Source organism: Acidobacteriota bacterium, assembly GCA_034211275.1.
GTDB lineage: Bacteria > Acidobacteriota > Thermoanaerobaculia > Multivoradales > JAHZIX01 > JAGQSE01.
Genome location: JAXHTF010000002.1, coordinates 24,868 through 50,353, shown reverse-complemented (window position 1 = coordinate 50,353; position 25,486 = coordinate 24,868). Strand labels below are relative to the sequence as shown.

At 66.3% G+C, this 25,486-nt stretch carries 25 protein-coding genes and 1 other RNA gene; 14 read left to right on the top strand and 12 right to left on the bottom strand.

Annotated features, from left to right (window positions below; all coding sequences use genetic code 11):
• Nucleotides 1-13 precede the first annotated feature (13 nt).
• The 4 genes from SX243_00820 to lepB (SX243_00805) form a co-directional block, all read right to left on the bottom strand.
• Nucleotides 14-1,786 (bottom strand): alkaline phosphatase family protein, encoded by a 1,773-nt coding sequence (locus SX243_00820; GenBank protein MDY7091491.1) that lies wholly within the window; start codon nt 1,784-1,786, stop codon nt 14-16.
• A 70-nt stretch (nt 1,787-1,856) separates the two neighbouring features.
• Nucleotides 1,857-2,192: a hypothetical protein gene (locus SX243_00815; protein ID MDY7091490.1), complete on the bottom strand. Its 336-nt coding sequence runs from the start codon at nt 2,190-2,192 to the stop codon at nt 1,857-1,859.
• Between the two features lie 92 nt (nt 2,193-2,284).
• Nucleotides 2,285-3,097 (bottom strand): signal peptidase I, encoded by an 813-nt coding sequence (lepB, locus tag SX243_00810; protein MDY7091489.1) that lies wholly within the window; start codon nt 3,095-3,097, stop codon nt 2,285-2,287.
• Nucleotides 3,097-3,834, bottom strand: coding sequence for a signal peptidase I (lepB, locus tag SX243_00805; protein MDY7091488.1), 738 nt, complete (start codon nt 3,832-3,834; stop codon nt 3,097-3,099). The genes lepB (SX243_00810) and lepB (SX243_00805) overlap by 1 nt, the downstream gene beginning before the upstream one ends.
• A 241-nt stretch (nt 3,835-4,075) precedes the next feature.
• On the opposite strand from lepB (SX243_00805), the gene SX243_00800 reads away from it, so the two are divergent.
• Together SX243_00800 and SX243_00795 are read left to right on the top strand one after the other, a co-directional pair.
• Complete coding sequence (locus SX243_00800) at nt 4,076-5,074, top strand: DUF4013 domain-containing protein (protein ID MDY7091487.1); 999 nt, start codon at nt 4,076-4,078, stop codon at nt 5,072-5,074.
• Nucleotides 5,071-6,192, top strand: coding sequence for a DUF4013 domain-containing protein (locus SX243_00795; protein ID MDY7091486.1), 1,122 nt, complete (start codon nt 5,071-5,073; stop codon nt 6,190-6,192). Before SX243_00800 ends, SX243_00795 begins: the two co-directional genes overlap by 4 nt.
• Nucleotides 6,193-6,290: 98 nt before the next feature.
• Here the strand turns inward: SX243_00795 and SX243_00790 are convergent, their stop codons facing one another.
• Nucleotides 6,291-6,563 (bottom strand): hypothetical protein, encoded by a 273-nt coding sequence (locus tag SX243_00790; GenBank protein MDY7091485.1) that lies wholly within the window; start codon nt 6,561-6,563, stop codon nt 6,291-6,293.
• Nucleotides 6,564-6,581: 18 nt separating this feature from the next.
• Complete coding sequence (locus tag SX243_00785; protein MDY7091484.1) at nt 6,582-6,914, bottom strand: hypothetical protein; 333 nt, start codon at nt 6,912-6,914, stop codon at nt 6,582-6,584.
• Between the two features lie 602 nt (nt 6,915-7,516).
• Here SX243_00785 and SX243_00780 point away from each other — a divergent pair.
• The 4 genes from SX243_00780 to mtnA all read left to right on the top strand — a co-directional run bounded on the left by SX243_00780 (nt 7,517) and on the right by mtnA (nt 10,341).
• Nucleotides 7,517-7,876 carry a helix-hairpin-helix domain-containing protein gene (locus tag SX243_00780; GenBank protein MDY7091483.1) on the top strand — a complete coding sequence of 120 codons (360 nt, stop codon included), beginning with the start codon at nt 7,517-7,519 and terminating at the stop codon, nt 7,874-7,876.
• 212 nt (nt 7,877-8,088) lie between these two features.
• Complete coding sequence (locus tag SX243_00775; protein MDY7091482.1) at nt 8,089-8,691, top strand: GspH/FimT family protein; 603 nt, start codon at nt 8,089-8,091, stop codon at nt 8,689-8,691.
• Nucleotides 8,692-8,756: 65 nt separating this feature from the next.
• Nucleotides 8,757-9,131 carry a divalent-cation tolerance protein CutA gene (cutA, locus tag SX243_00770; GenBank protein MDY7091481.1) on the top strand — a complete coding sequence of 125 codons (375 nt, stop codon included), beginning with the start codon at nt 8,757-8,759 and terminating at the stop codon, nt 9,129-9,131.
• A gap of 136 nt (nt 9,132-9,267) precedes the next feature.
• The gene (gene mtnA / locus SX243_00765) at nt 9,268-10,341 is read left to right on the top strand and encodes an S-methyl-5-thioribose-1-phosphate isomerase (GenBank protein MDY7091480.1); all 1,074 of its coding nucleotides are present in this window, start codon (nt 9,268-9,270) and stop codon (nt 10,339-10,341) included.
• A 12-nt stretch (nt 10,342-10,353) separates the two neighbouring features.
• Here mtnA and SX243_00760 read toward each other — a convergent pair whose 3' ends face one another.
• The 3 genes from SX243_00760 to SX243_00750 form a co-directional block, all read right to left on the bottom strand.
• Nucleotides 10,354-10,734 (bottom strand): helix-turn-helix transcriptional regulator, encoded by a 381-nt coding sequence (locus SX243_00760; GenBank protein ID MDY7091479.1) that lies wholly within the window; start codon nt 10,732-10,734, stop codon nt 10,354-10,356.
• A 197-nt stretch (nt 10,735-10,931) separates the two neighbouring features.
• Nucleotides 10,932-11,287: a transfer-messenger RNA gene (ssrA, locus tag SX243_00755) on the bottom strand.
• Nucleotides 11,288-11,369: 82 nt separating this feature from the next.
• Nucleotides 11,370-14,126 carry a prolyl oligopeptidase family serine peptidase gene (locus SX243_00750; GenBank protein ID MDY7091478.1) on the bottom strand — a complete coding sequence of 919 codons (2,757 nt, stop codon included), beginning with the start codon at nt 14,124-14,126 and terminating at the stop codon, nt 11,370-11,372.
• Between SX243_00750 and SX243_00745 the strand changes: the two genes are divergently transcribed.
• From SX243_00745 to SX243_00720, 6 genes are all read left to right on the top strand, one after another.
• Nucleotides 14,125-14,271 (top strand): hypothetical protein, encoded by a 147-nt coding sequence (locus tag SX243_00745; GenBank protein ID MDY7091477.1) that lies wholly within the window; start codon nt 14,125-14,127, stop codon nt 14,269-14,271. The genes SX243_00750 and SX243_00745 overlap by 2 nt on opposite strands.
• A 63-nt stretch (nt 14,272-14,334) precedes the next feature.
• A complete protein-coding gene (locus SX243_00740; GenBank protein MDY7091476.1) occupies nt 14,335-15,915 on the top strand; it encodes an N-acetylmuramoyl-L-alanine amidase in 1,581 nt (526 codons plus the stop codon).
• A complete protein-coding gene (locus SX243_00735; protein ID MDY7091475.1) occupies nt 15,912-16,478 on the top strand; it encodes a GerMN domain-containing protein in 567 nt (188 codons plus the stop codon). The genes SX243_00740 and SX243_00735 overlap by 4 nt, the downstream gene beginning before the upstream one ends.
• Nucleotides 16,475-17,326, top strand: a complete 852-nt coding sequence (gene murI, locus SX243_00730) for a glutamate racemase (protein MDY7091474.1) — start codon at nt 16,475-16,477, stop codon at nt 17,324-17,326. The genes SX243_00735 and murI overlap by 4 nt, the downstream gene beginning before the upstream one ends.
• Nucleotides 17,327-17,412: 86 nt before the next feature.
• Nucleotides 17,413-18,237 (top strand): ribonuclease PH, encoded by an 825-nt coding sequence (gene rph, locus SX243_00725; protein ID MDY7091473.1) that lies wholly within the window; start codon nt 17,413-17,415, stop codon nt 18,235-18,237.
• A 146-nt stretch (nt 18,238-18,383) separates the two neighbouring features.
• Nucleotides 18,384-19,229, top strand: coding sequence for a DUF4412 domain-containing protein (locus SX243_00720; GenBank protein MDY7091472.1), 846 nt, complete (start codon nt 18,384-18,386; stop codon nt 19,227-19,229).
• A 106-nt stretch (nt 19,230-19,335) separates the two neighbouring features.
• Here the strand turns inward: SX243_00720 and SX243_00715 are convergent, their stop codons facing one another.
• Nucleotides 19,336-19,755 (bottom strand): helix-turn-helix transcriptional regulator, encoded by a 420-nt coding sequence (locus tag SX243_00715; GenBank protein MDY7091471.1) that lies wholly within the window; start codon nt 19,753-19,755, stop codon nt 19,336-19,338.
• 537 nt (nt 19,756-20,292) lie between these two features.
• Between SX243_00715 and SX243_00710 the strand changes: the two genes are divergently transcribed.
• Nucleotides 20,293-20,739: a helix-turn-helix transcriptional regulator gene (locus SX243_00710; protein ID MDY7091470.1), complete on the top strand. Its 447-nt coding sequence runs from the start codon at nt 20,293-20,295 to the stop codon at nt 20,737-20,739.
• Between the two features lie 332 nt (nt 20,740-21,071).
• Here SX243_00710 and SX243_00705 read toward each other — a convergent pair whose 3' ends face one another.
• On the bottom strand, nt 21,072-22,052 hold the full coding sequence (locus tag SX243_00705; protein MDY7091469.1) for a malate dehydrogenase: 981 nt from the start codon (nt 22,050-22,052) through the stop codon (nt 21,072-21,074).
• A gap of 224 nt (nt 22,053-22,276) precedes the next feature.
• Here SX243_00705 and SX243_00700 point away from each other — a divergent pair, with 224 nt between their 5' ends.
• Entirely contained in the window at nt 22,277-23,899 is a 1,623-nt protein-coding gene (locus SX243_00700) for an MFS transporter (GenBank protein ID MDY7091468.1), read from the top strand.
• Here SX243_00700 and SX243_00695 read toward each other — a convergent pair.
• Nucleotides 23,848-25,395 (bottom strand): ankyrin repeat domain-containing protein, encoded by a 1,548-nt coding sequence (locus tag SX243_00695; protein ID MDY7091467.1) that lies wholly within the window; start codon nt 25,393-25,395, stop codon nt 23,848-23,850. The two genes, SX243_00700 and SX243_00695, sit on opposite strands and share 52 nt — an antisense overlap.
• Between the last annotated feature and the right edge of the window lie 91 nt (nt 25,396-25,486).

The following is a 25,486-nucleotide window of genomic DNA, read 5'->3' as shown; positions in this document are numbered from 1 at the left end:
ACGGAGGCTGGATTCAGGGTTGATCCGGAATCGGCAGGGCGTCGTAGGTCGGCACCACGGAGAGAGGTTGGCGGGAGGTGCGCCGGGCCGTGAACGCCGCGGTCAGGACCTTGCCGTCCAGGTCCTTGGCAATGGAATAGCCGAAGGCGTAGAGCAGCGTCGGCACCACATCCACCAGCTGCGCGTCGGCGAGGCGGGCGCCGGGACGGATGTCGTCCCCGTAGAGCAGCAGCACTCCGTCATTGTCACCGGCCAACGAGCCGTGCACCGTCGAGCCCTGGGTCAGGCCTTGCCACCAGCGGGGCACGAGCCCCAGAGCGTCCGCGCCGTAGGGCGACACCACCGCCAGCAGCCGCGGCTCCGGCAACCGCTGCCAGAGGGCGTCCAAGAAGGTATCCAGTTGCCCGTAATAGGCCGCCAGCTGCTCGTGGGCTCGCCGGGCCTCCTCGTCCCCGCCGCCCTCGAATTGGACTTCGGCATAGCCGCTGAAGGTCTGGCGGGAGACCTCTCCGAGGCCCGGCAGCGCGATGAACAAGCCGCTGACCTCCGGCGATTGGTCCACCAGGAAAAGGCTCAAGCCCTGGCGCCAAACGTCGCCCTCCAGCGCCTGCAGCAGGGGCGGCGGCAGCGGCCCGCCGAAGCGCTTTACCAGCTCGGGCTCGAGCTCCGCCGGTTCCGGACGAAACAGCCGCGCCCGCTCGGTGACGTCCGGCGGCTGAGCGCTACGCAGAGTCGGTGCGGGGGTGAAGAAACTCTCCGCCAGGGAGAATCGCAGCTCCGGCGCCGGTGGCGTAGTGAGCGGCCAGCCCACCGTCGCCGCCGGCGCCCCCAGGCGGGCGAGGATCTGAGCCAAAGACAGGGGGCGCAGTGCCGCCCGGGTCACCGGCCGGCGGTCCATTCCCCACAAGCCCCAGTGCTCAAAGCCCACCCCCGCCGGCAGCAGTCGTAGCCGGGCGTCTTCCCCCAACATCGGCGCGGACCAGGTGGCGTCGCCGAGAATCTCGTGGCGGTAGGGGTTCTTGCCGGTGAACAACGACGTCCACACCGCCGGCCGGCGATTGGGCGACAGGGTCTCCAGCCGGCCGCCGGCTCCCTCCCGCAGCATGGTGGCCAGGAACGGCACCCGCCCTTGCTCCGCCAGGGGCAGGATGGCGTCCAGGGTCGCGCCCTCCAGGGCCACCGTCACCATCCGCAGCCGGGGTCGCTCTCCCGCCGCCGCAGCGGTGCGGGACGCTTCCGGGCGCAGCTCATAGGATTGCAGCCGCTCCACCATGACGAAGAACGAGGCGAAGACCAAGAGCATGAAGCCGATGCGGCTGCGCCGGCCGTAGCGCCGGCGGTGCAGGCTGTGGAGCAGGGCGGTGTAGAAGGCGACCAGGGCGGTGACGGCGAGCACCAACCCGGCTTTGATCAGCCGCGAGTTGATCCCCGGCGCCAGGTAGAACGCATAGTAAGAAGCCTGAACCGTATTGAGCACCGCCGCCGCCAGCAATGCCAAGGTCAAACCCCAGGGCAACAGCCGGCGGGCCCGGTAGGGGTGCCCGAAGGTGGCCGGCAGCTGTACCAGCAGGCCGGCCAGACCGAGGGCACCACCGTAGACCAAGGCCAGCGGCACCAAGGTCCCCGGAGAACGGCCGAGGTGAGGATTGAGGAAGAGCAGCAGACCCGCGAGCTGGATCCCCGCCAGCATCCCCGGCAAGAGCCCGCAGAGCAACACATCCACCCAGCCGGGGCGCTGGTGATAGAGCAGCCCCAGCCGGCGGCGAAGTGAGGACAAACGGCTCACAGAATCCTGGCGTTCGGAGCTCGGCCTGCGGTGGCACAGCCGAGCGGTTCCTGCGGTTCGAGGCCTCCGATCAGAAGATGAAGATCGGTCGGTCGATGGACTGATCGAAGTCCCAATAGTAGGTGTATCCCGGGAACTCCAGCGGCACCGTGTAGGTCACCTTCATCTTGATCCGGTCGCGGGTCTTCTGGACCTCGACGTTCTTGGGCTCCAGCTCGATATTGAGATCCGCAGCCTTCTTGATGAGGTCCTTCTTGATCCGCGCTTCGCTCTTCCTGCCAGGGAAACGGGCGACCTCTTCCATATAGTCGTAGAGGCTCGCGCTGGCCACTTTCACCGGCACCGCTTCCCAGGCGATGACGACGGCAACGATGAGGACGGCGGCCCATAGCAGGCAGCCAATCATGCCCTCGCCGCGCTGTCCCCTCGAACGGTTTCTTCTCTGCACACGCACCATTGATGCCTCCTACCCATCTAGATCCAGGGAGCCCGGGTAGCTTATCGCACCGGCCGCAAGATCCGCAGCCATCGGATCCGCTGGCGAAGATCTTGAACCAGCGTCGGCGGAGGGTCGGGGGGCGGTGAATCCAGCGCTGCCGGCGGCGGCGGCACTGGCGGCGGCCCCACTGGCGGCGGCCCCTCTCGCGGCGGCAGGCCTCCATCCGGCGCTACCCCCTGGGGCAGCGGCGGCGCTGGCGAGCGCGGCTCCAACGACCACAGCACCAAGAGCACTCGCCCCTTGAGCAGACGCCGCGAGACCTGCCCCCAGAAACGCGAATCATAGGAGTCGTCCCGGTTGTCACCGAGGACGAAATAATGCCGCGGCGGAACCACTACCGGACCAAAGTTGTCGCGTTTGCGGTATCCGTCGTGGAGGAAGAGGGAGCGCTTGTAGACTCGAGGATCGATATGGGTCGCATAGGCCGCCTCGTCCAAGGGCTCGCCTTCCAGCCGCAATTCCTTGTCGACGATCTCCACCACGTCCCCGGGGAGCCCCAGGGCGCGCTTGACATAGTTGCGGGACGGGTCCGGCGGGAAGCGAAAGACCACCACGTCCCCCCGCTCCGGTGGGCGCATGGGCAACCAGTCGGGAGCATCGGAAGCGCCCAGGCCGAAAATGAAGCGGTTGACCAGCACGTGATCCCCGCGCAGCAGAGCCGGCTCCATGGAGGCGGTAGGGATCTCGAAGACCTGCAGCACCCAGACGCGCACAAAAAGCGCCAGCAGCACCGCCACCAGCAGCGCCCGCAACAGGTCCCGCAGCCATAGCCCGGTGCCCCCCACAGCTCGGCGGAACCACCCCTCGGCCATCAGCGGATCACCTGGAAGCTTCGGCCCCATCGGGTCTTGGTGGGCAGCCCCACCAGGGTGCGCAGCAGCCGGCGGATGCGGGGCAACAGGCCCTGCTGCTCGCTTTCATAACCCTCGCCCCCATAAGACCAGTAGATCAGCCAGGCTCGGCCTTCGACATGGTTTAGAGGCAAGGGTCCCCAGAAGCGCGAGTCGTTGGAGTGGTTGCGGTTGTCCCCCAGGCAGAACACGTGCCCTGGCGGCACCAGCGTGTTGGGAAAGCTCTGCTTGCGCTGGAGGAAGGAGCGCAGCCGTGAATCCATCTCCGCATCCCCCGGCTCTTCGCGATAGATGGCGTAGGCGCTCTCGTCGATGGCCTCGCCATTGATGCGCAGGGTCTGCCCACGCAGCTCCACCGTGTCCCCGGCCACCGCTACGCAACGCTTGATCACGTCCACCCCCGGCTCCTCCACCGACTCGAAGACCACGATATCCCCCCGCTGCACCGGCCGATGGGGCAACCATTTCCCGAGCCCTGCCGGCTCCGGCGGCCCATAGATGAACCGGTTGACGAAGAGATGATCCCCCACCAAGAGAGTGTCCTCCATGGAGCCGCTGGGGATGAAGAAGGTTTGCAGCACGAAGGCGTTGACGAACTGCAACAGGATCACCGCCACCAGGATGGACTCCGTCCACACCCGCAACGCCCCCTCCTGCCGCTCCGGACCCCGTGGCCCCTCTGGTCTCTCTTCGGTCATGGCCTCCCAATCTATCCCAGCGGCGTTCCCTGCAGCCAGCGGTGGATCCCCGTCGACCCGCCCACGGCCCCTCTCGATGGCCAAGGCTCACAGCTCTTGACCTCCAGGGAGCGGCGCTATCGCTCTCTTAAGAAACAAACGTTGGGCCCAAGGGTCTTTTCAAGAGCTCTCTTCCCATCGTGGCGAGGAGAGTCTCCCGCCTCGACGAAGAGGTCCTCCTATGCCCGGGAGCGTACTGCCCGTGACCGCCAGAACCTGGATCTACCGCCAAGACGACGTCAACTCGCCCCCCGCTCCCAGCGGCCACCTGCTGGCGCTCTTGGACTCTAAGCAGCTACGCGAAAGCAGCTGGGTGTGGACCGCCGGACTGAGCGATTGGGCACCGGCGAGCAACCTTTATCAGCTAGTGCACGTCTTCGAGCGCGAAGAGCCGCCCCCGCTGCCCCCGACGCCGAGCCGAGTTGACCCTCTGAAAGAGCTTTGGCGAGTGATCCGGGCTCCGTTTCGCTCTACCGTCGCCCAGAAGGTCTGGTGGTTCTCCCTGCTCCAATTCATTCCCCTCGTGGGAAGTGTGTTCAACCGCGGTTGGCGGCTGGAGATGATGGCACGGCCGAAGGACAACCCATTCCCTCCCAAGGAGGACATCGGCCGGCTCCTCGTCCTCGGCATCCTCCTATGGATGATGTACGGGCTCTACCTGTTGCCGGAGCTGATCTTCCTCGTGGTCTTCGACCGCTTCTCCGCCTTCCTAGACATGATCGAGCTGCTGGGCTACATCGGCGCGGTGGTGAAGAGCGGGGTTCCGGGCCAAGGCCTGGGCGACATCGTCTCCGGCACGCTCTTGGGTTTCCTGGCCCGTTCCGGGTTCCTGATCTTCTATCCCATCGTCACCTGGCCCTTCTTCCGGGTCGCCATGATGCGCTACGCCCGCGACCAGCAGAACGTCTCGGTCTTCTTCGACTTTGTCGGGAACTTCCGGATCATCCGGCGCCACTACCCCGTGATCATGCGGGTGTACGTCGAAGCCAAGCTCCTGATCGTCGCGGCGTTCTTGGCAGGCAGCGCGGTCACGGGCACCGGCGTGGGCTTCTTGCTGGTTCCCGCGGTGATCGCACCGGCGCGGGTGATCGCCAGCGGATTGCTCTACCGCGACAGCCTGGGACCGTTGGTTTGGGCGACGGAGCCCCGAGAGCCATCCCCTGAATCCCATCGTGGCCAGAACGCAGGAGTAACCCCATGAGCAACGGCGACCCCAAGCCCATGATGGAGAGCGATCCCCTGTCCGTGCCGGAACAGCCCCCAGCCTCGGACGTCCCAAGCGCCGATGACAGCTCGATTCCTCAGACCTGGCACCTGACCGGCACCGGCATGGAGACTCGCGAAGCATCCCTCGACGAGTTGCGGACCCTCCTCGCCGACACCGAGACCGCCACCGGCGACCAAGAGGGCAAGAACTATTTAATCTGGGCCCCGGGGCTCTGGAGCTGGGAACCTCTGGATCAGCTGCCCCGGCTGCTCGCGGGACTCACCGGCACCGAGCCCCCGGCACCGCCGCAAAGCCCTCAGGGCAAGCTCTACGAGCGCGTGGTGGCGGCCATGAAGAGGGTCATCGAAGAAAGCTGGGGAGACTTCCGACAGCGCATCACGGGGAAGAACTTCTTTGGCCAGATCTGGTGGTTGCTGGTCCTCCAGCTGATCCCCGTCGTGGGCTCGGTGATCAACAAGGGGTGGCGGCTGGAGCTGATCCGCACCGGTCAAAGCGAGCGCTGGCCCGACCGCATGCACATCGGGCGGCACTTCACCGAGGGCATGTTCCTGTGGGCCATGTATCTCCTCTACCTTGTACCTCAGTTTTTTCTTCTCACTCTCATCGGCTTCGATTGGGTCGAGGACCTGGTGAACCTAGCCTGGTGGGCAGCACAGAATCTCACCACCGGTAGCAGCACCCAGACTTTCCAGGAGATCCTCGGTGGAGGAGTCGTCACCTTCCTCCTCGACAGCCTGGTCCTCGCGGTCTACCCCGTCGTCGCCTGGCCCTTCTACCGTGCCGCCATGATCCGCTACGCCCTCAGCGGTCAAGCCAAGGTCTTCTGGCAGCTGGTGGAAAATCGACGATTCGTCAAGGCCAACACGGATGTGCTGCTCGGGCTCTACGTGCCCCAAAAAGCTCTCTGGCTCCTCTGCCTCTTCCTCGGCGCCGTCCTACTAAGCACCGGCATCCTGGCGCCCCTCATCCCCTTGGCCCTGGCCCCGGCGCGCCTAGCGCTCAGCGGCTTGCTCTATCAAAAGGCGACGCGGCAACGTTACCCGCTAGCCCAGTTCTTTCCCCGCGAGACTCCGGCCCCGGCGGCGGCCTGAGGCCTAGTGCTCTTTGGAATGAAGAAGAAGCTGTATGGCGCGGTGGTTGTGGGAGGAATTAGAGGCGAGGATGAAGCTGCGGGACTTGCCGTGGAGGATTAATGGACCGGATCGTCGTCCGGTTCAAGGCCAAACAGGTCTGCCGGAATCCCGAGCTGATCACAGAGGCTGCGAAGACCTGACTCGGTGAGGAGGTCGTGGTCTTCGACCCCCCATAGAGCGGCGAAGGCGCCGGTCTCTTTGATGACCAGCGCCGGGAGCACCTCTGGCCCGCGCGGACCAACGACCTCGTATGTTTCGAGAGTCGCGCCGAATTCCGATTGAACCCGGCTCACGAACTGGCCGAAGGTGATCTCCCAGGGATGGCCCAACTTTCCCGCCTAGATCGCCTAGGCGGCCGTACGAAGTTGGAGCTTCGGGCGATTCTCGGCGACGTCGAACTCCACCGGGCTTCTCGGAGAAGCATCCAAGGCAGCCGACTCGTAGAGATCCCAGTACTTCTTGGGCGCTGCCTTGATGCCGGCGAACGGAGCGACTCCCAATTGGCGAGCCTGGAACATTCGCCCCGCGATGACCCGCTCCAGCTCATAGAGGACGTCTCGGAATTCCTTGGCTTGGGCGACCAGGTTCACCTCAAGAGCCTGAGCCACCCAGATTCCATCCTGTTGAAAGAGCAGCACTCTGAGCTCGGACAAAGTCCCCAAATCCGCCTCGTTCGTCATCGTCATCTCCTCGCGTTGCCCCTCCGTCTTCCTTGGTGGCTATTGGCTTTACACAAAGCACCTTTTCAAGTGTGTTCCCCTGGTGGGAGCGTTGTCAACTGCTACTCCTACAGGCTTTCTGTCAATCCGAAGGGGCCTTCCTGCCTTTGACGCCGCTTATCCCTCACCCTCCTCTGGTCTGTTTCCCACGATTTCTCCCGCTCCTCCCCACCCCGTCAAAAAATTCAGCGCCCGTCCTAATCCTTTGACAACCCCCTGAGCCCCACGGGCCGGGGGATCGGGGGATTGGTGTGCCTTGGAGCGCTGAATCGTTTGACGGGGTGGGTGCTGGGGCGCAGCAGGAGATTTCGCATAAGTGGCTTATATAGAGCAACTTACGCCCTCTTGGCATGGATGGCAGGGAGTTTGATCTATCTCGGGGCATCTACCAACGGGAGAAAGGAGGTGCGGATCAGCCCGAAGGAAGGTGTCCGAGAACAGACGGTAAGCAGCGGGGCGCGCCAAGGCGCGCGCTTCGTGTCGGACCTCGGACCGCATTGATGAACCCATTTCAACCCAAACCCATAACCAACGAACCAACCAGACCAACAAGGAGAGCCATCATGCTCAAGCTTCGTAACGTCACCGCTACCGTCCTCGCCCTCTGCCTCTTCGCCGGCGCCCTCGCCGGCTTCGCCGCCGAGGCGCCCCATGCCGGCACCGTCAACCTCAACGAGGCCTCGCTGGAACAGCTGGCTTATCTGCCGCGGGTGGGGCCGGCGCTATCCCTGCGGATCATCGAGTTCCGCAAGGAGAACGGCCCCTTCAAGGCAGTGGAGGACCTGATGTTGGTGCGCGGCATCGGGGAGAAGACCTTCGCCCTGATGAAGCCCTATCTGCGCATCGAGGGCAAGACCACCCTGGCGGAGAAGATCCGCGGCGTGCGTCCTGTGACGAGCCCCGCTGACGAAGAGCAGCGGTAACCGCGACGGAGGCCGCGTCCTTCGGGACATTCTCCTTTTGCGGCCTCTGTCACACCGGTTCGGGGGCGCGGCGAGACTGGTTATCTCCGCCGCGCTCCCGGACCGATTTCTTCGCCTCGCCAAGTCTCCCGATTTCCCTGGCTCCTCATTCCCTCTCAACTCGTCGATTGGTGTCGGCACCGGCTGCTGGTGCCCGTGCGCGGAGGTTTCCCATGACCCGTTCTGTATCTCGTGGTTTCACCCTCATCGAGGCTCTTTTGGTGGTCGGCATCGTTGGAATCCTGGTGGTCCTTGCCGTTCCCGACTTAGGGCGCAGCACCTCCCTATTGCGGGCTCAGCTGGCGGCTCAGGAGGTCGCCCGCGCCCTTCACGGTGCGCGCATGACCGCGGTGCGCCAACGCATGCGAGTGGCGGTGCGCTTCAACACCGAGAACCCAAAGCACGTGACCTACACGGTGTTCCAGGATGGCAACGGCAACGGCGTGCGCAACCGCGACATCGGCCGAGGCGTCGATCCTCCCTTGGGTCCTCCCCAGCAGCTGCAGCGACTGGGCAAGACCGTACGCTTCGGCTTCCCACCGGGCATCCGGCCGCGGCAGATCGGCCACCCGCGGCGCTACTTGAACCGCCTGGACGACCCCATCCGCTTCAACCGCTCCGACCTGGCCTCCTTCGACCCCTTGGGCACGTCGACCCCGGGCACCGTCTATCTGACCGCCGGGCGGGACACCTTGGTGGCGGTGCGGGTGTTCAACCGCACCGGCAAGATCGTGGTCATGACCTACGATCCGGACTCCGGGCTGTGGCGGCGGTGAGGCTTTGCGACAAAAACCGAGCAGGATTGACGGACTCGAAAGCGGTGCAGTATCTTCGTTCCCTGATGAGTGCCATTGTTGTCGTCACCACCGTCGGAACTGAAGAACAGGCCAATACGCTCTCCCGGGAGCTCGTCGCGCGCCGGCAGGCAGCCTGCGTCAACATCGTCCCAGGCGCCCGCTCCGTCTACCGCTGGAAGGGCACGATCTGCGTCGATGGCGAGTTCATGCTGATCATCAAAACGCTGGACAGCGAATTCGAGGCCGTCTCCAAGACCATCCAGGAAATCCACGACTACGAGGTGCCGGAAATTCTGGCGTTCAACGTCAAGTTCGGCGATCCGGACTTCCTCGAGTGGATCGAGCAGAGCACCGACAAGGACGCTCCCTTCGAAGACGATGACGACGAAGAGGATGCCGAAGAAGCGAGCTTCTCCTAGCTCCAGAATCGTCCGCCGGCGGCGCGCGGGAGACGAGCTCGCAGCGTCTCTGGCCTAGGCTCCTCGCGCCGACAACACAACCGGCCCGAGCCCGACCTTGCCAGGGGAGCTCGAGCCCGCCACGGGAGCCCTACCCATGACCGCCTCTCCCGACTCCACCCCTTTCTCGCCCATCCGTTGGCAGGACGACCACCTCTTTCTCCTCGACCAGACGTTGCTCCCGGACCGCGAAGAGTGGCTCCGCTGTGACGACACCGAGACCGTCGCCGACGCCATCCGCCGGCTGGCGGTGCGGGGGGCTCCGGCCATTGGCGTCGCCGCTGCCTATGGCCTGGTGGTCGGCCTGAGGGAGGGAACGTCCGACGAGCAAGGGGAGGCGCTTCGACGGCGCTTCGATGAGGTTGCCGAGACCCTCGGTGGGACGCGGCCTACGGCGGTGAATCTCTCCTGGGCGCTCAAGCGCGGCCGCAAGGTCTTCGATGCAGTCCAGGAAAAAGGCCGGGAGGCGATGCTGGAGGAGCTCCTCGCCTGGGCCCAAGAAGTGCATGCCCAGGATGTGGAAACCAATCGCCGCATCGGCGAGCACGGGGCGGCCCTCTTTGCCGAAGGGGATCGCGTGCTCACCCACTGCAACGCCGGTGCCCTGGCCACCGCCGGCTACGGCACCGCCATCGGCGTGATCAACGCCTCCTGGGATGCCGGACGGCTGGGCCAGGTGTGGGTAGACGAGACCCGCCCGCTGCTCCAGGGAGCGCGGCTCACCGCTTGGGAGCTCAAGCGGCTGGGCATCCCCTTCCGCCTGGTGACCGACTCCAGCGCCGGAGCACTGATGTCCCGGGGGTTGGTGGATCGAATCGTGGTGGGAGCGGACCGTATCGCCGCCAACGGCGACGTGGCCAACAAGATCGGCACCTACACGGTGGCCGTGCTGGCCCACCGTCACGGAGTGCCCTTCTACGTCGCCGCGCCCCTATCGACCATCGACCGAGACACCGCCAGCGGAGCCGATATCCCCATCGAGGAACGGCAGGAGGGAGAGATCACCGATGTCTTCGGTAGACGCATTGCTCCTCAGGAGACGCCGGCGATGAATTTCGCCTTCGACGTCACCCCAGCCGAGCTGGTATCCGCCATCATCACGGAGCAGGGCGTGCTGCGCGCACCCTACGAAGCCAGTATTGCCGCTGCCTTCCGACACGCGGAAGGTTAGAGCTACGGGCCGTCAGGGTCGTCGAGCGAGCTCGACCAGCCGACACACAGCCTCGAGCACCTGCATGTAGTGCTCTTCTTCGTTGACGGTGGCGGAACGAACCCCCAGCACTTCGAGAATCTTGGTCTCGTTGGTGCGATCCCCAACTTCGGACAGATCCCGCAACGGCCTCTCATTGACCTCTTCGAGGGCGTTGAGCAGGTCGAAACGGTTGTTGCCCAAAGCCTCCAGGAGGCTTTCAACGGTGGGGATCTGGGGCATGGCCTTTTCGGTTTCGTAGTTGCTGATCATGGCCGGGGTGATCCCGGCGCGCTCAGCGAGCTCTTTTTGCTTCAATCCCCCACGGGAGCGAAGCAGCTTCAAGGCCTTGCCGATCCCTTTGAATTCAGACATGGAGCGACTCTAGAGAAAAACCCGGGTGGCTCAACACCACCAGGGGAAGCCGTATAGCAGATTCTGGACGCTCCGATGCGGCCGGATCACGGACACAGCAAGTGGGAAGACCAGCCTAGGCCATTGCCTGACGCTGATGGTGTCGTCCCATCCAGGGCTACACTGCTTCGAAAATAGAAGAAAGAGGAGGGTGTAAATGGTGGAGGCGGTGGGAATCGAACCCACGTCCGAGAAACCCGTCCCTCGGGCGCTACGTGCGTAGCCTTGCTTGAAAATCTCGTCGCTGCGCCATAGGAGAAGGCATCCTGACGCGACGACCAGCCTCACGAAATAGATGTGGCAGCCGCGAGGCCACCTCTGCCACATCGATCTACTTTATCGGCGTCCCGATGAGCGCCGTAAATCAGGGCTCATCATCGGCACGTGCGGACTTTAATTAAGCCGCAAGAGCGTAGTTGTCGTTGGCAACTATCATGGTTTCCATTTGTCGAGTGGAGACTCGGCACGCTCCCGACGGGACCGCAATGTTCCCCGTCGAATCCAAGGCGCCCCCTCAGTTGTGAAAGAACCCTCCGCACACGCTACAACAAGATCCAGCCGCGAGGCATTCCTGCCTCCCGAATGATAATTGTACGTCAATTTGACGTTGTAGTCACCCGGGCGCTACCGGTGGCACCCTCGACCACCCGCAGCCCGATGTACGCAGGATCTTCGGTAGCCCCCTGACGCAGAGCGTCGGTGGAGCGATCAGCGCTGGGCCCAACGGCCAGGCCGGTGCCGTCGGGAGCGACGGCCCATTCGGCAGCGTTGCCGTCGAGGTCGAAGACCGGCGGCTCACCGGCGCCGCCCCGGTGCCCTACCGGCAGCAGGAGCGGAGCCTCGCCGGGCAGCCGGGCCAGGTACGGATCGAGGGTCGCCCGGTCGTCGGGGTTGGGTGCGTAGCCGAGCCATCGATCGAGGGTATTGCCAGTGGTGTCGCCGCCCTCGGCGAATTCCACCAGGGCCTCCGCTTCGGCTTTCGTGGGCAACCGGAAGGGACGCCCGGTGAGCTCCGCCAGCCAGCGTACGTAGGCCTGAGCCTGCTCGAAGGAGACTCCCGTGCGGGGCAGGTCCTCCTGCCCGGCGGCCCCTCCTTCATGGGAAGCCTCTCCTTCATAGGAAGCCCACTGCGCACGAGTGACCTCGAACCGTCCCACCGCCCGAAGATCGGGCGCCTCGAAGGCGACGGAGCCGAGACCGGCCACCGGCACCGTTTCCGGAATCAGCTGGCCCTCCGCAAGCTGACCGAGGGCTCCCCCCGGGCCGGTGGCCGCCCCCTGGCGCGCCAGCAAGCCGGCCAGCAGCGACCCCTTCGGCAAAGCCTCCGGCCGCGGCTCCTCGGCGGCGAAGAGGTGGCGGTCGAACCAGGCCACCTCCTCTTGCACCTTGCGGCGCTGGTGGGCGATGGCCTGCAAGCCGTGGGGCTCGCCGGGAAAGAGCACCAGCCGCACCGGCGCCCGATCCAGGGATTGCAGCGCCCGGAACAGAGACCAGCTCTGATGCGGCGGCACATTGCGATCCTCGGTGCCGGTGAAGACGATGGTGGGGGTGGTCACCTCGGTCAAGCGGAAGAAGGGAGATTTCTCGACGTAGTGCTCGAGGCGCTCCCACGGCGGCCCGCCGAAGTAGTACTCGTCGAAGGCGGCACCAAAGTCCACATTGGCCCAATCGCTGATCCACTCGACATCCGCCGCGCCCACGGAGGCGGCACGGAAGCGGTCGGTGACGGTGATCAGGTCGGCGGTGAGAATGCCGCCGTTGCTCCACCCGGAAAGCCCCAGACGCCCCTCGTCCACTAACCCGCGACGGACCAGCTCGTCGATGCCGGTGAGGATGTCCTGACGTTCCTGCTCGTAATAGCGCTCGCGGATGCTCTCCACCCACTCCAAGCCGTAGAAGGCGCTGCCGTGGTAGTTGACCTGGAGCACGAAGGCCCCCCGCTGGCGCCACAGCAGCAGCGGTCCGGACCACCGCTGATCCCAACTGTCGCGATCCGCCCAGGCGGGGCCGCCATGGATATCCACCACCAGCGGGGCTGGCGCAGCGATCTCGCCGTTCTCTCCCTCCGCCGTCAGCGGCCAATGGAGAAGGCCCTCCACCATGTCGCCGTTGGCCCCCGGCCACCGAAGGACCTCGACCCGGCCCGTGGGTTTGCCCTTGAAGTCCGAGTTGAGCTCGGTCAACTGCTTCGGGCTGGTCAACGCCGAGCCGGCGAGGCCGGCACCATAGCCCTGCGGAGGAGTGTTGGCGGTGGAGTGGGCATAGACCACCCGAGAACCGTCCACCGCCGCCGCCCACGCATCGACATGGGGTACGTGGTCGCCGGTGAGGACCTGCCGCTGGAAGCCTTTGCCACTCTTGCGGTAGAGCGCCGGGCGCGTCACCACCCCATCCGCCAGCAGCGCCAGGAAGCCGTCCGTCACCGGCAGGAAATCACCGCCCAGGCCCCGCTCCCAGTCCAGGTCTACCCGCCGCGCCTCACCGGCGGCGAGATCGTAGCGATAGAGATCGGTGACCGTGGCGGTGCGCAGGGTGGGGTGGGTGGTGCGCTCCTCGGCGAAATAGAAGCCTTCGCCGTCGGGGTCCCAGGCCAAATCTCCAGGGCGTAGCGAGGAGCCTTCCAAGATTTCATCGAAGGTTCCGGTAGCCAGATCCACCAGGTAAAGATGCGGCGCCCGCCGCTGGTAGAACGCGTAGCTCAGGCCTTGTTGGGCTCGCACCACGGCGCGGGAGCCGTCCGGCGTCACCGCCAGCTCGTCAATCCAGTCGCCGTTGGTGCTCAGACGCTCGGGCTCTCCCTCCAACTCGACCTTGAACAGACGCACCGGCGGCTCACGGTCGTAATCGTCCACCACCACCGCCTGGTCTTTCTTCTCTTTGCGCTCCTTTTCCCAAGCACTGGGGGATTCCTGGGCGGCGAAGACCAGCTCCTCGGCAGTGCGCCAGGCAAAGAGGCGCACCGAGCGCTCCAGGCGGGTCACCGGGTAGGCCTCGCCACCGCTCACCGGGATGACCCACAGCTGCTTCTTGCCGGCCTTGCTCTTGTCCCCCCCGCCGGCGGGCAGCTCGCGGTCGGAGGCGAAAGCGATATGCCGCCCGTCGGGGGAGAAGGCCGGAGCCGAAACAGTGGCGTCCCCGCGGGTCAACTGGACGGTGGTCCCCGTCTCCAGATTCGCCAGGTAGAGATTGGAGACCCGCTTCTCCTCCTCCTCGACTTTGCGCACTTCCGACTGCACCCAGACGGCCCGGCTGCCGTCCCGGGAAACGGCCCAATCGCTGGCGGTCTCCGCCTGGATCAAGTCTTCGATGGTCCAAGGGTGAGCTGCGGCAGAAGGCTGGGCGAATAGGCTCATGGTGATCATCCAAAGAGAGCAGGAGAGCAGGGAGAGCAACAACCTCGGTTGGGAGCGCATGGTTTCCTCCGGGTGGGTGACGCCGGCATCGACGCTGGCCTCGGCCGGGGCGGAGGGGGGCCAGGGCGACGGGGTCAGCCTGTGAGATAGGCCCAACGATACCCGAAGTCGGTGCCGGAGTTCGCTCGCGCAATGGTATTCTCCGCCGGTGCGCAGTTTGCTCGTCTTTCTCTGCCTGATTCCCCTCCTGTGGGCGACGCCAAAGCTGGTGGCTGCACCGCAGCAAACCACCGAGCCGCCGGCTCCCCGGATCCCAACCTCCGAAGCGACGGCTTCCGAGGGATCGTCCGCTTCTGACCAAGAGGGGAGCCTCGGCGCCGTCAGCCGCATCCTTCTCGGCGGCCAGAGCATCCCGCTCTCCACCCGCGCCGGCGAAGGGGGCCCCCTCTTCGCCCTTCGACCCTTTGCCGGACGCCTCGGGGCGCGCCTCGAACAAGGGCCCTACGGCGAGAGCTGGGAGCTGGAGCTGGGGGAGACTCTCTACGTCTTCGGCGGCGAGAGCCCCGCGGTAGTGCGCGGCGAGGACATCCTGGAGCTCTCCCAACCACCGCAGATCGGCCTCACCGGCCCCATGGTGCCGCTGGACTTTCTGCAGCTGACCTTCGGCGATCAGCTGGGACTGAGTTTCGACTGGCGCCCCGCCGTCGGCATGGTGGTGCAGCGACCGGTGGCCCGGGAGCTCATCGTGCTGCCGGAGCTAGTGCATCTCCAGGGCACCACGACCCTGGCCATTGAGTTCTCCGATACCCCGCGCTACCGCATTGACGAGCGGCCGGGCCGGATCGACATCGAAATCCTCGGCGACCGGCTGGTCAACGAGTGGGGCACTCCCCGGGGCGACGCCCTGGTGCGCAATGTGCGCATCGAGCCCCAATCCATCCGCATCCGCCTGGCCCAGAATACGGCCACCCGCCACTACGTTCTGCAGCGGCCGTTCCGGCTGGTCTTCGACGTCTATCCGCAGCAGCAGGCGCGGGCAGAGGGCAACGCCGACCGCCCCCCCATCCGGCCCCGGCACCGGGAGGGGATCCGCACCATCGTCCTCGATCCCGGTCACGGTGGCGGCGAAAGCGGCGCCGTCGGTGCCAGCGGCACGATGGAGAAGGATCTGACCCTTTCCATCGCCCGTTCCCTGGCCCGGCGGCTGGAGCAACGGCTGCCGGTGCGGGTGGTGCTGACCCGCAACGACGACACCTTCTTGTCGCTGGAGAGCCGCACCGCCGTCGCCAATCAGAACAAGGCGGATCTCTTCGTCTCGCTGCACGTCAACTCCTCCTACGGGGCCTCCGCCCACGGCGCCGAGACCTATATTCTGAGCGACGAGGCCTCCGACGCCCTGGCCGCCGATGCGGCGGCGGCGGAGAACCGCAGCGGCGGCGATGGCGGCGACCCGCTCTACGACCTCCAGCTGATCCTCTGGGACCTGAGCCAGAGCCACTACCTTTCGGAGAGCCTGCGCTTCGCCACCCTGGTCCAAGAAGAGCTCAACTCCGCCCTGGAGCTGCGAGACCGCGGGGTCAAGCAGGCGCCCTTCCGCGTCTTGATGGGGGCCTCCATGCCCGCCGCGCTGGTGGAGCTGGGCTTCCTCAGCAATCCGGAGGAGGAGAAGCGGCTGCAGGAGCCCGGGTACCAGAGCCAGCTGGTCGAAGCGTTGGTACGGGCCTTCACGCGCTACAAAGCGCTGGTGGAACAGAGCGGTCAGGCCGACGATGACGAGGAGTTCCCGTGAGCCAGCGCCAAGTGCTCTGGGCTGCCGGCATCGCCTTCCTCGCCCTTGCCGCCGCGCTGCTGGTGTGGAGCACCCGCCCAGGACGCTCCAGTGACGGGGCTCCCGAGACCGCCGCCGACACCCCCGCCGGAGCCACTACCACGGTTACCCTCTACTTCCCCAACGGCAACGGCCGCCTGGGCAGGGAGCAGCGCGAGCTCCCCCAGCGCACGGTGGCGGAGCAATGCCGGGACATCGTCCTGGCGGTGCTCGGGGGCCCCGAGGACCCGGATCTGATCGCCCCGCTCCCGCCGGAAATCGAGCTCGGCGGCGTGCTCTTGGGGACCGGCGGCGTCGCCTACGTAGAGCTCCGCCAGCCCGGCGCCGAGAGGCCGTTCTCCTACGGCTCGCAGCAGGAGCGACTGGCGATCTACAGCCTGGTCAACAGCGTCGCCCTCAACCACTCGTTGGTCTCGTCGGTGGTGTTGCTGTGGAACGGCACTCAGCTGGAGAGCTTCGGCGGTCACCTCAACACCACCTCTCCGCTGCGCCCCGACCCCACCCTGGTGGCCATCGATCCGTGAGCGTCCGTCAGCCTGAGACGAGCCGATCCGAAAGGCCCGCTTGCGAAAGGCCCATCGGCGTCTTCGACTCCGGGGTCGGAGGCCTCACCGTAGTAGCGGCCCTCGAGCGGCGGTTACCCGGGGAGGCGATTCTCTACCTCGGTGACACCGCCCGGCTGCCCTACGGCACCAAATCCGAGGAAACCGTCACCCGCTACACCCAGCGCAACCTCGACTTCCTCGCCCACCGCGGAGTCAAGGCGATGGTGGTGGCATGCAATACCGCTTCCGCGCTGGCGCTGCCACGGCTCAGTCCCCAGCTACCGACCTGGGGTGTTGTGGAGCCCGGCGCCCGAGCCGCCGTGGAGCACAGCACCAGCGGCCGCATCGGGGTCATCGGCACCGAGTCCACCATCCGCTCCGACGCCTACGGCCAGGCGATCCGTCGGCACCGGCCGGAGGCGCAGGTGAGCAGCAGTTCCTGCCCCCTCTTCGTGCCGCTGGTAGAAGAAGGTTGGCTCGACGACTCCGTGGTGGAAGAGGTCGCCCGGCGCTACACCGGGTCGTTGCGGGAGGCGGGGATCGACACCCTGGTGCTCGGCTGCACCCACTACCCCATGCTGCGGCCGGTGCTGCAGCGGGTGATGGGTCCGGATGTGGGTTTGGTGGACTCGGCGGAGACCACCGCAGAGGCGGTGGCCGTCGGTCTGGCGGAGCGGGGCTTGCTCGCTGGGGATAGCGCCGGGAGCCGAGACCATGGCGATCCGGAGCGCCATCTCTGCGTCACCGACGCCAGCCAACCCTTTGCCCGGGTGGCGGATCTGATCCTCGGCGCCCATCACCGGCCCCTGGAGTTAGTGGAAGTCTGAAGCGCTGGCGCGGAGGAGCCTCCGGCTCGGCGACACACCCTCAACATGCTGCAGTGCCCCCAAAGGGGCGCGATAAGATATTCAATATGAGTTCTGAAAAGTCCTTTCGCCGTATCCACGACCGTGCCCACGACGCTCTCCGCCCGGTGAGCCTGACCCTCGACGCCATGAAGTACGCCGAGGGCTCAGCGCTCATCGAGATCGGGGAGACCAAGGTCTTGGTGGCCGCCAGCGTCGAAACCGGCGTGCCGCCCTTCCGCCGCGAGGCGGGGGGCTGGCTGACCGCCGAATACGCCATGCTGCCCCGGGCTACCCACACCCGCTCCCGGCGGGAGGTGAAAAGCGGTAAGCCGTCCGGCCGCAGCACCGAAATCCAGCGCCTCATCGGCCGCAGCCTGCGGGCAGCAGTGGATCTGGACGCGCTGCCGGAAGTGACGGTGACGGTGGATTGCGACGTCCTCCAGGCCGACGGCGGGACCCGCACCGCCGCCATCACCGGCGGCTACGTCGCCACCGTCCAGGCTCTGGGCAAGCTCTTCCTCACCGGCGATCTCCCCAAGTGGCCGATGATCCACCAGATTGCCGCCATCTCGGTGGGGGTCGTCCAGGGCGTTCCCCTCCTCGACCTCGAGTACGTCGAGGATCAGGACGCCCAGGTCGACATGAATATCGTCGCCGCTGCCGACGGAACCCTCGTGGAGGTCCAAGGCACCGGCGAGGGGGCGACCTTCCACCGTCAGGAGCTGGACCAGCTTCTGGACCTCGCCATGGCGGGCATCGGGCAGCTGGCGGCGGCTCAGAACGAAGCCTTGAGCGAGGTCCTCCAAGAAGTGGACCTGGCCAGTCGCCGGGGCCGGCGGCGCACCGCGCCGGCCAAAGACGAAAGCTCTCTTTGGGGGCCGCCCGCCTGATGTATCCGGGTCGGTCCCCACCGACCTGCTAACGGCCAACACACCGCGTGGGGCCGGGCTGCTCCTTCGTCCTTTCTCATCCCCCGTTGGAGCTCGTAGACTTTCTAGAATTCGGCCTCGAGTCCGAGGCCCGAAAGGAGACCTCAATGCGTCGTTTCTCAATCCTCTTGATTCTCACCCTCGGCGTCCTGCTGGGCGCCGACGCCGCCCTCGCCGGCGTGTACTACAAGGCCGAGTCGGTCATCGAGCCGGACAATGGCCAGTCCCAGCGTATGGACGTCGAAGCCTGGGTGGACGGCGAGAAAGCGAAGATCGTGTTCACCGAAAGCACCAATCCCATGACCCCCGAGGGCAGCTATTTGCTGACCACCGACGGAGGGCAGGTCCTCTACCTGGTCAACCCGGAGGAGAAGACCTACACCGAATGGGATCTGGCCGCCATGATGCAAACCCTGGGCGCCATGATGGACTCCATGGGCGGCATGATGACCATGGAGTTTTCCGAGCCGGAGGTGGAGAAGCTCCTGGAGGAGGGTGGCGGCAGCATGCTAGGCATGGACACCACCCACTATCGCTACCGCACCACCTACACCATGAAGCTGAAGGTGATGGGCATCCGCCGCAACAACACGACGGAGACGGTGCAGGATCTGTGGACCACCGATGAGATGGACGAAGCCGCCCTCGGAGTTTGGCTGCGCTCGACCCCGCCGCGCACCGGCAACGAGGACATCGACCAGTTGGTGGAAGCGGAGCTCGACAAGATCCAGGGCTTCCCCCTCAAGACCGTCACCGTCAGCACCACCACCGGCGAAAAGCAAAAGCGCAGCACGACCACCCGTAGCACCACGGAGGTGACGGTGTTGGAGCGCCGCGACGTACCCGCCGGCTCGTTCGAGATTCCCGCGGGCTACGAAGAACGGGAGATGATGCCGCAAACCGAGGAGGAGGGCGAGAGCAATCCGCTCAAAGGCCTGTTCGGCGGCGGTTAAGCTCCTTCTTCCTCCAGGGGGCCGCCGAGGGATTTCCCAGAGCGGCCCCAATGCGTAGCCACCCGGGGACCGTTCGGGGGCCCCGGCCGGCTGGGTGTCTGCAGCCTCAGAGCATTCGCAGCAGGATACGCATCATCGCGAGGAAAGCCTCTTCCTTCTCCGGCGGCACGGGCCGCGCATCGGGGAAGAGAGAGGACAGGTCGACCGCCGGCTCGGCGACCTCGCTGCCCGCCGGCACCAGGCCGGGATATTCCTCACTCTCGATGGTGATCTTCCAATAGCGGCTTTGCAGCGGGAACGCATCCCCGCGGACAAAGCGCAAAGCCGCCTCCAGGTCGATCCAGGTACAGCCCATCGCGGAGAGGGTCTTCCAAAGACTCTCCAAGGTGGGCTTTTCCTTGTTGCGCTCCCACTTCGAGATCATCGACGGCGTTACATTCGCCGCCTCTCCGATCTGCAGCTGGGTTTTTCCAGTCTTCTCGCGCAGAATCGCCAGGGCCTTGCCCAGATGCTCGATTGGAACCATGGCCGGCACTGTACTGTTTTCCAGCTTCTTTGTTCAAGGATAAACGCCTTTGTTTTCAAAGAGTTGGAAGGCCGGGGTCATGACCCAAGAGACGATTTATTTATTGCCTGCAGCCAACAAGTTGCACCCAGATGGTCTGTAGGGAGCATTTTTCTTCGCGACCCAAGAAATCAGCAGCGCCTGGCGAAAAAATGCTGAAAGACATAATCCTCATCGCTGAGGCCCTGAAACCGTTTCCCGTGTGGACATCTGGGCCGTCTTCCTTCTCGGGGCCGGAAGCGGGAGCGGTTGGCCTCGCTGCCTAGCCGGCGGTCTCGAACAAGGAGAATTCCGGCGAATTTTTCCGCCTCTTGCGCAACCGCGGATTTTTTTCACTCGAAGCGCAAGCACTCTCTCTTTCCTCGGCATGGTGGCCCAGGGCCGCTTCCCATGGGGGTCAAGTTCTTGCTCTTTGAAGAAACCGAGGGGGCTCCCCAAACGTCTCATAATAAAGGGTTTATGCTTGCAGTTGCGACCGGGACGAGATAAGAATTGGCCATGGTCCGCTTCGAGCACCTCGGTCCGGCGCTGGTCTTGTTGCGCAAACGCCAGGGGATGACCCAGAAGGCGGTGGCGGAAGCTGCCGGAATGAACAGCTCTCGACTGTCCAACTATGAGAGCAATGGGAAGAATCTCTCCGCCCGCTCCCTGTGGCGCCTGCTCCGAGCGCTGGATTGCTCCTTCATCGACCTCGAAGCGGCGCTACGCTTCGCCAGCGGCGATCAATTCCCCGTGCGCAGCAAGCACTGGCCGGTGATGATCGCCTCCGACGAGCTCCCCGCCCCAGCGTTCCTCGAGGGTGGCGAGGGCCGAGAGGGCGCTCCGGCGCTGCACGACCTCCTCTATGGCGACCGTTCTCAGCTGCCGGAGCCGGAGCGCATCGTCCTGAGCATCGTGGACCTGCTCTTCAAGCTGCTTCGCTGGCTCCAGCTGCGCAAGCACTGATCCCCGACGGAAGCGCCGCAGTCCGACCGACGACCGCTAACCCTCTGAGGGCCGGCACGATCATCGCCACCGCCTCTTGACTCCCCTGACACCTGAGCGCCACGCGTCGCCGCCACACTCTCCTGGCAATGCTCGGAGCAGGCTCTGCCGGACTTCCTCGCCGGCTCAAAGCCCACTCCCACCCCGTCGCCGCCTCCGGGCGACGACGTTAGTCCATACACGGGACCCTTCCCGAACCCATCCCTTTCCCTCCAGGGGCCGCCCTCAGCGGCTCCTGCTTTCTTTTGTATCCGGGTTTCTTCTCAGGGCCGGGCAAGGGGAGCTCCGAGGCCTCAGCCCAGGAGTTCTTCCACCGCCGCGCGCTCCTCGCGCAGCTCCTGATCGGTGGCATCCATACGCTGGCGGCTGAAGTCGTCGATCTCCAGGCCCTGGACCACCGAGTAATCGCCGCCGGAGCAGGTGCACGGGTAGGAGTAAATCACCCCTTCGGAGATCCCATAGCTGCCGTCCGCCGGTACCGCCATGCTGACCCAGTCGTCGTCGGGAGTGCCCTGAACCCAGGTGCGCACGTGGTCGACGGCGGCGGACGCCGCGGACGCCGCGGAGGATTGGCCCCGGGCCTTGATGATGGCGGCGCCACGTTGCTGCACGGTGGGGATGAAGGTCTCCCGCTCCCAGGTCTCGTCCACCAGCTCGGTGGCGGGGCGGCCGTCTACCAAAGCGTGGTGGAGGTCCGGATACTGGGTCGCTGAGTGATTGCCCCAGATGGTCATGTGCCGGATCTTGGAGCTGTGGGTACCGGTCTTCTCCGCCAGCTGGGAAAGCGCCCGATTGTGGTCCAGGCGGGTCATGGCGGTGAACTGGCGGCGGTCCAGACCCGGAGCGTTGGCGGCGGCGATGAGGGCGTTGGTATTGGCCGGGTTGCCCACCACCAACACTTTGACGTCGCGGGAGGCCTGGTCGTTGATGGCCTTGCCCTGGGGGCCGAAGATCTTGCCGTTGGCTCCCAGCAGGTCCTTGCGCTCCATCCCCGGCCCCCGGGGCCGCGCTCCCACCAGCAGGCAGATATCCGCTTCGTCGAAACCCTCGTTGAGGTCGGAGGTCGCGACGGTGCCGGCGAGCAGCGGAAAGGCGGCGTCGTTGAGCTCCATGACCACCCCCTCGAGGGCGTCCATGGCCGGCGGGATCTCGATCAGCTGCAGAATCACCGGTTGATCCGGTCCGAGCATGGAACCGGAGGCGATGCGAAAGGTCAAGGCATATCCGATATTGCCGGCCGCGCCGGTCACGGCCACGCGAACAGGCTTCTTCATGACGACTCCTTGGAGACAGGTCGGTTGCGAGGATGTTTTCGAAATCATCGGCCTGGCTCTCACCACGGACTGCCAAAGGCCGATCACGATCTCGGGAAGTCTCTCACACCGAACCCCGGGGCGACAGCCGCCGTTCTACTGGCCAGCGGCCGGTTTGGGAACCGCCCCGGCCCCACAGTTAGGGATAGCGGCGATTAGGGATAGCATCGTCGACCATGGCGCAGATGAACCCCAACCCAGCGGACACCTCTCCCTGGACCCCGCTCCGAGTTCCGGTCTTCCGGTCCCTATGGCTGGCCGCCCTGGCCTCCAACGTCGGCACCTGGGTGCACGAGGTCGGCGCCGCCTGGACCATGACCAACCTCACCACCTCCACCACCCTCATCGCCCTGGTGCAGGCCTCGGCGATGCTGCCCATGTTCCTCTTTGCCCTGCCCGCCGGGGTGCTGGCAGACCTCCTCGACCGGCGGCGGGTGCTGCTGCTGGCCCAGGCTTGGATGACCCTCTCCGCCGGCGGCCTGGCCTGGGTCACCGCCATCGATGCGGTGACCCCTCAGCTGCTGCTCCTATTCACCGCCATGCTGGGCTGCGGCGTGGCGTTCTCCGCTCCCGCCTGGCAGGCCATCGTCCCGGAGCTTGTGGGCCGCCGGGAGCTGCCCAAGGCCGTGGCCCTCAACAGCATGGGGTTCAACATGGCCCGGGCTCTGGGACCGGCCCTCGGCGGCGCGCTGCTGGCCCTCTTCGGCGCCGCCGCCAACTTCGCCCTCAACACCCTCTCCTTCGTCGGGGTGCTGCTGGTACTGGCGCGCTGGGATCGGCCGGAAGAGGATGGCGACGCACTCCCGGGCGAGAATTTCATCAGCGCTTTCCGGGTGGGAACCCGCTACGTCCGCCACTCACCGCGCTTCCAGGCGGTGATGGTGCGTGGCGGCCTCTTCGTCTTCGCCGCCAGCGCGTGGTGGGCATTGCTGCCAGCGGTGGTGCGCTTCGAGCTCAACGCCGGCCCCGGGGGCTACGGCCTGGTGGTGGGAGCCTTCGGCGTCGGCGCCGTCACCGCCGCCTGGGCCCTGCCTCCGATTCGCGAGCGCGTCTCCGCCGACTTTCTGGCCGTCTTCGCCTCGACCTTCTTCGCCGTCGCCCTCTTCGGGCTGGCGCTGGCCCCCGCCGCCATCTGGGCAACGGCGGTAGCGACCATCGCCGGCGGCGCCTGGCTCACCGTGCTCTCCGGCTACAATGTCGCCGCTCAAAGCTCGCTGCCCAGCTGGGTGCGCGCCCGAGCGCTTTCCGCCTATCTGGTGATCTTCTTTGGCGGCCTCGCCGGCGGAGCCGGCTGCTGGGGCGCGGTGGCGGACTTCCTCGGGCCCCGCTGGGCCCTGGCGTTGGCCGCTACCGTCTTGCTCGCCGGCCTCACCGCCAGCCTGCGCTTCCGGCTCGGCAAGGTAGATCCCAGCCGGCTGGCTCCCTCCCGCCACTGGCCGGCGCCGCTGGTGGCCTTCGATCCGGAGCCCGACGGCGGGCCGGTGCTGGTCACCGTGGAATACCGCATCGACCCGGAGCAAGCCGCCGAGTTCGCTCGGGCCATGCAGAAGGTCCGGCGCAGTCGCCAACGGGCCGGCTCGGTGCGCTGGGGACTGTGGGCGGACGCCGCCGAACCCGGACGCTATTTGGAGAGCTTCGTCGATGAGTCCTGGGTCGAGCACCTGCGCCACCACCACCGGTTGACGGAGCAGGACCTGGCCATCGAGGAGTCCGGCCGGGCCTTTCACCGGGGACCGGAGCCGCCGCGGGTCCGCCACTATCTCTCCCACGCCTCGCCGCTCCGACCGCCGCGAGCGCGCAGCAGCTGAGCGAGGGAAGTGCTCTCGCTGGCGACCGCCAGATCGAGGGCGGTGAGGCCTTCGTCCCAGCTTCTTGCGTTGATCTCGACACCGGCCTCGATCCAAAACGCCGCCAGCTCTTCGTGCCCGGCGTCGGCGGCCCAATGGAGCGCCGTCCAGCCCAGCTTGCCCTCGGAGGCAAGATCGATCCCAGCGTTCAACAAGAGCTCGGCGGCCTCCACATCGCCGTCGGCCATGGACGGATACCAGATCAGCGGGAAGTCGTGGGCACCGCGCTCGCGAATGCGGGCCGGGTCCGGCTGGAGAAGCTCCCGCGCTGCCCCCAGCCGGCCGCTCATCAACGCCGTGGGGAGGGACAGCGGCGCCCCGTGGTCGAGGAGTAGGTCGACCATGTCCGGCCGCCCCATATGCGCCCCCGCCTCCACGGCCAGCTCATCCAGAGACGATCGGACGAAGGCCAGGAGCGGCTGGCGCTCCAGGTGGCGACGGACCTCGTCGAGGTCGAAGTGGGCCAGACCGACGAATTGGTTGCACAGGCTCTGGCTCAGCCCTTCGTGAGCCGAAGGCCGATAGGGAGCACCGTTGCCGTCCTGGGCGAAGCGCGAGGTGCGGCAGTCCCGCGGCACCTCCGCAGCCCTCGACAGAACCCCCTCCGCCGCCTCGGAGCTCCGAGCTCCGCTCCGGTGTCCGCTTCGAGCCCTGCTTCGGGACAGGTCCAGCGCGGTCTGGCCTTCGCCGTTGCGGGCCCCCTCGTCCGCACCCTTGCGCAGTAGGAAGCGCAGAAGATGGGGCACCCAAGGATCCTCTTCCAGCTCCGCCGCCGCGTGCAGCAGGGTCTCTCCCCGGCCCCAGGCGGCATTGACGTCGGCGCCGTTGCCCAGCAGGTTGAATACCACCCGCACCGCTTCCGTGCGCTCCGCCGCGCCACTGCTCCAGCGTTCCAGCGCCCCCCGAGCCGGGGTCGCGCCGGCGGGACCGAAGACCGCCGCCTCGGAGGCCCGGGCGTCAAGGTCAGCCCCTAGCTGCGCCAGCCGCCACAGATTCCGCGCCTGGCCGTAGCGGGCGGCCGCGTGGAGTGCCGTACCGCCCGCCGGCTGGGGGGCGTTGACCAACCCCGGGGCGACGGCACCCACCGCCTCCACCCGCGTCCAATCCTCCAGCAACGCCGCCTCCACCAGGTCCAAGGTCACACCGCGCCGCTGCAATAGCTCGGCGATGGAACGGTGGCCGGCCACGAAGGCCAGGACGATGGGGGAGCGGCCCTGGGCATCGCGGCCGTAGGCGAGGCCGGGGTCGCGCTCCAGATAGCGCAGCACCCGTTCTTCATCCCCCTCCAGCACTGCTTGTCGGAAGAGCTGGGAATCGAGGGGCGGGGCCTGAGACTCGGGGCAGGCTGGGTCGAGATGCGCCCGCGCAGGTGGCGCCGGAGCAAGGCCGGCACCGACGGCGGCGCCGACGGCGGTAAGGGTCCCGGCGGAGAGGATCTGGCGACGGGTGGTAGTCATGGGCAAAGCTCCTTTCTCAGCGCTTGCAGGGGCCAGCTTCGGCAGCACCAGCCTCGCGAATACGGGCCTCGCGAGTGCCGGCTTCAGCCTC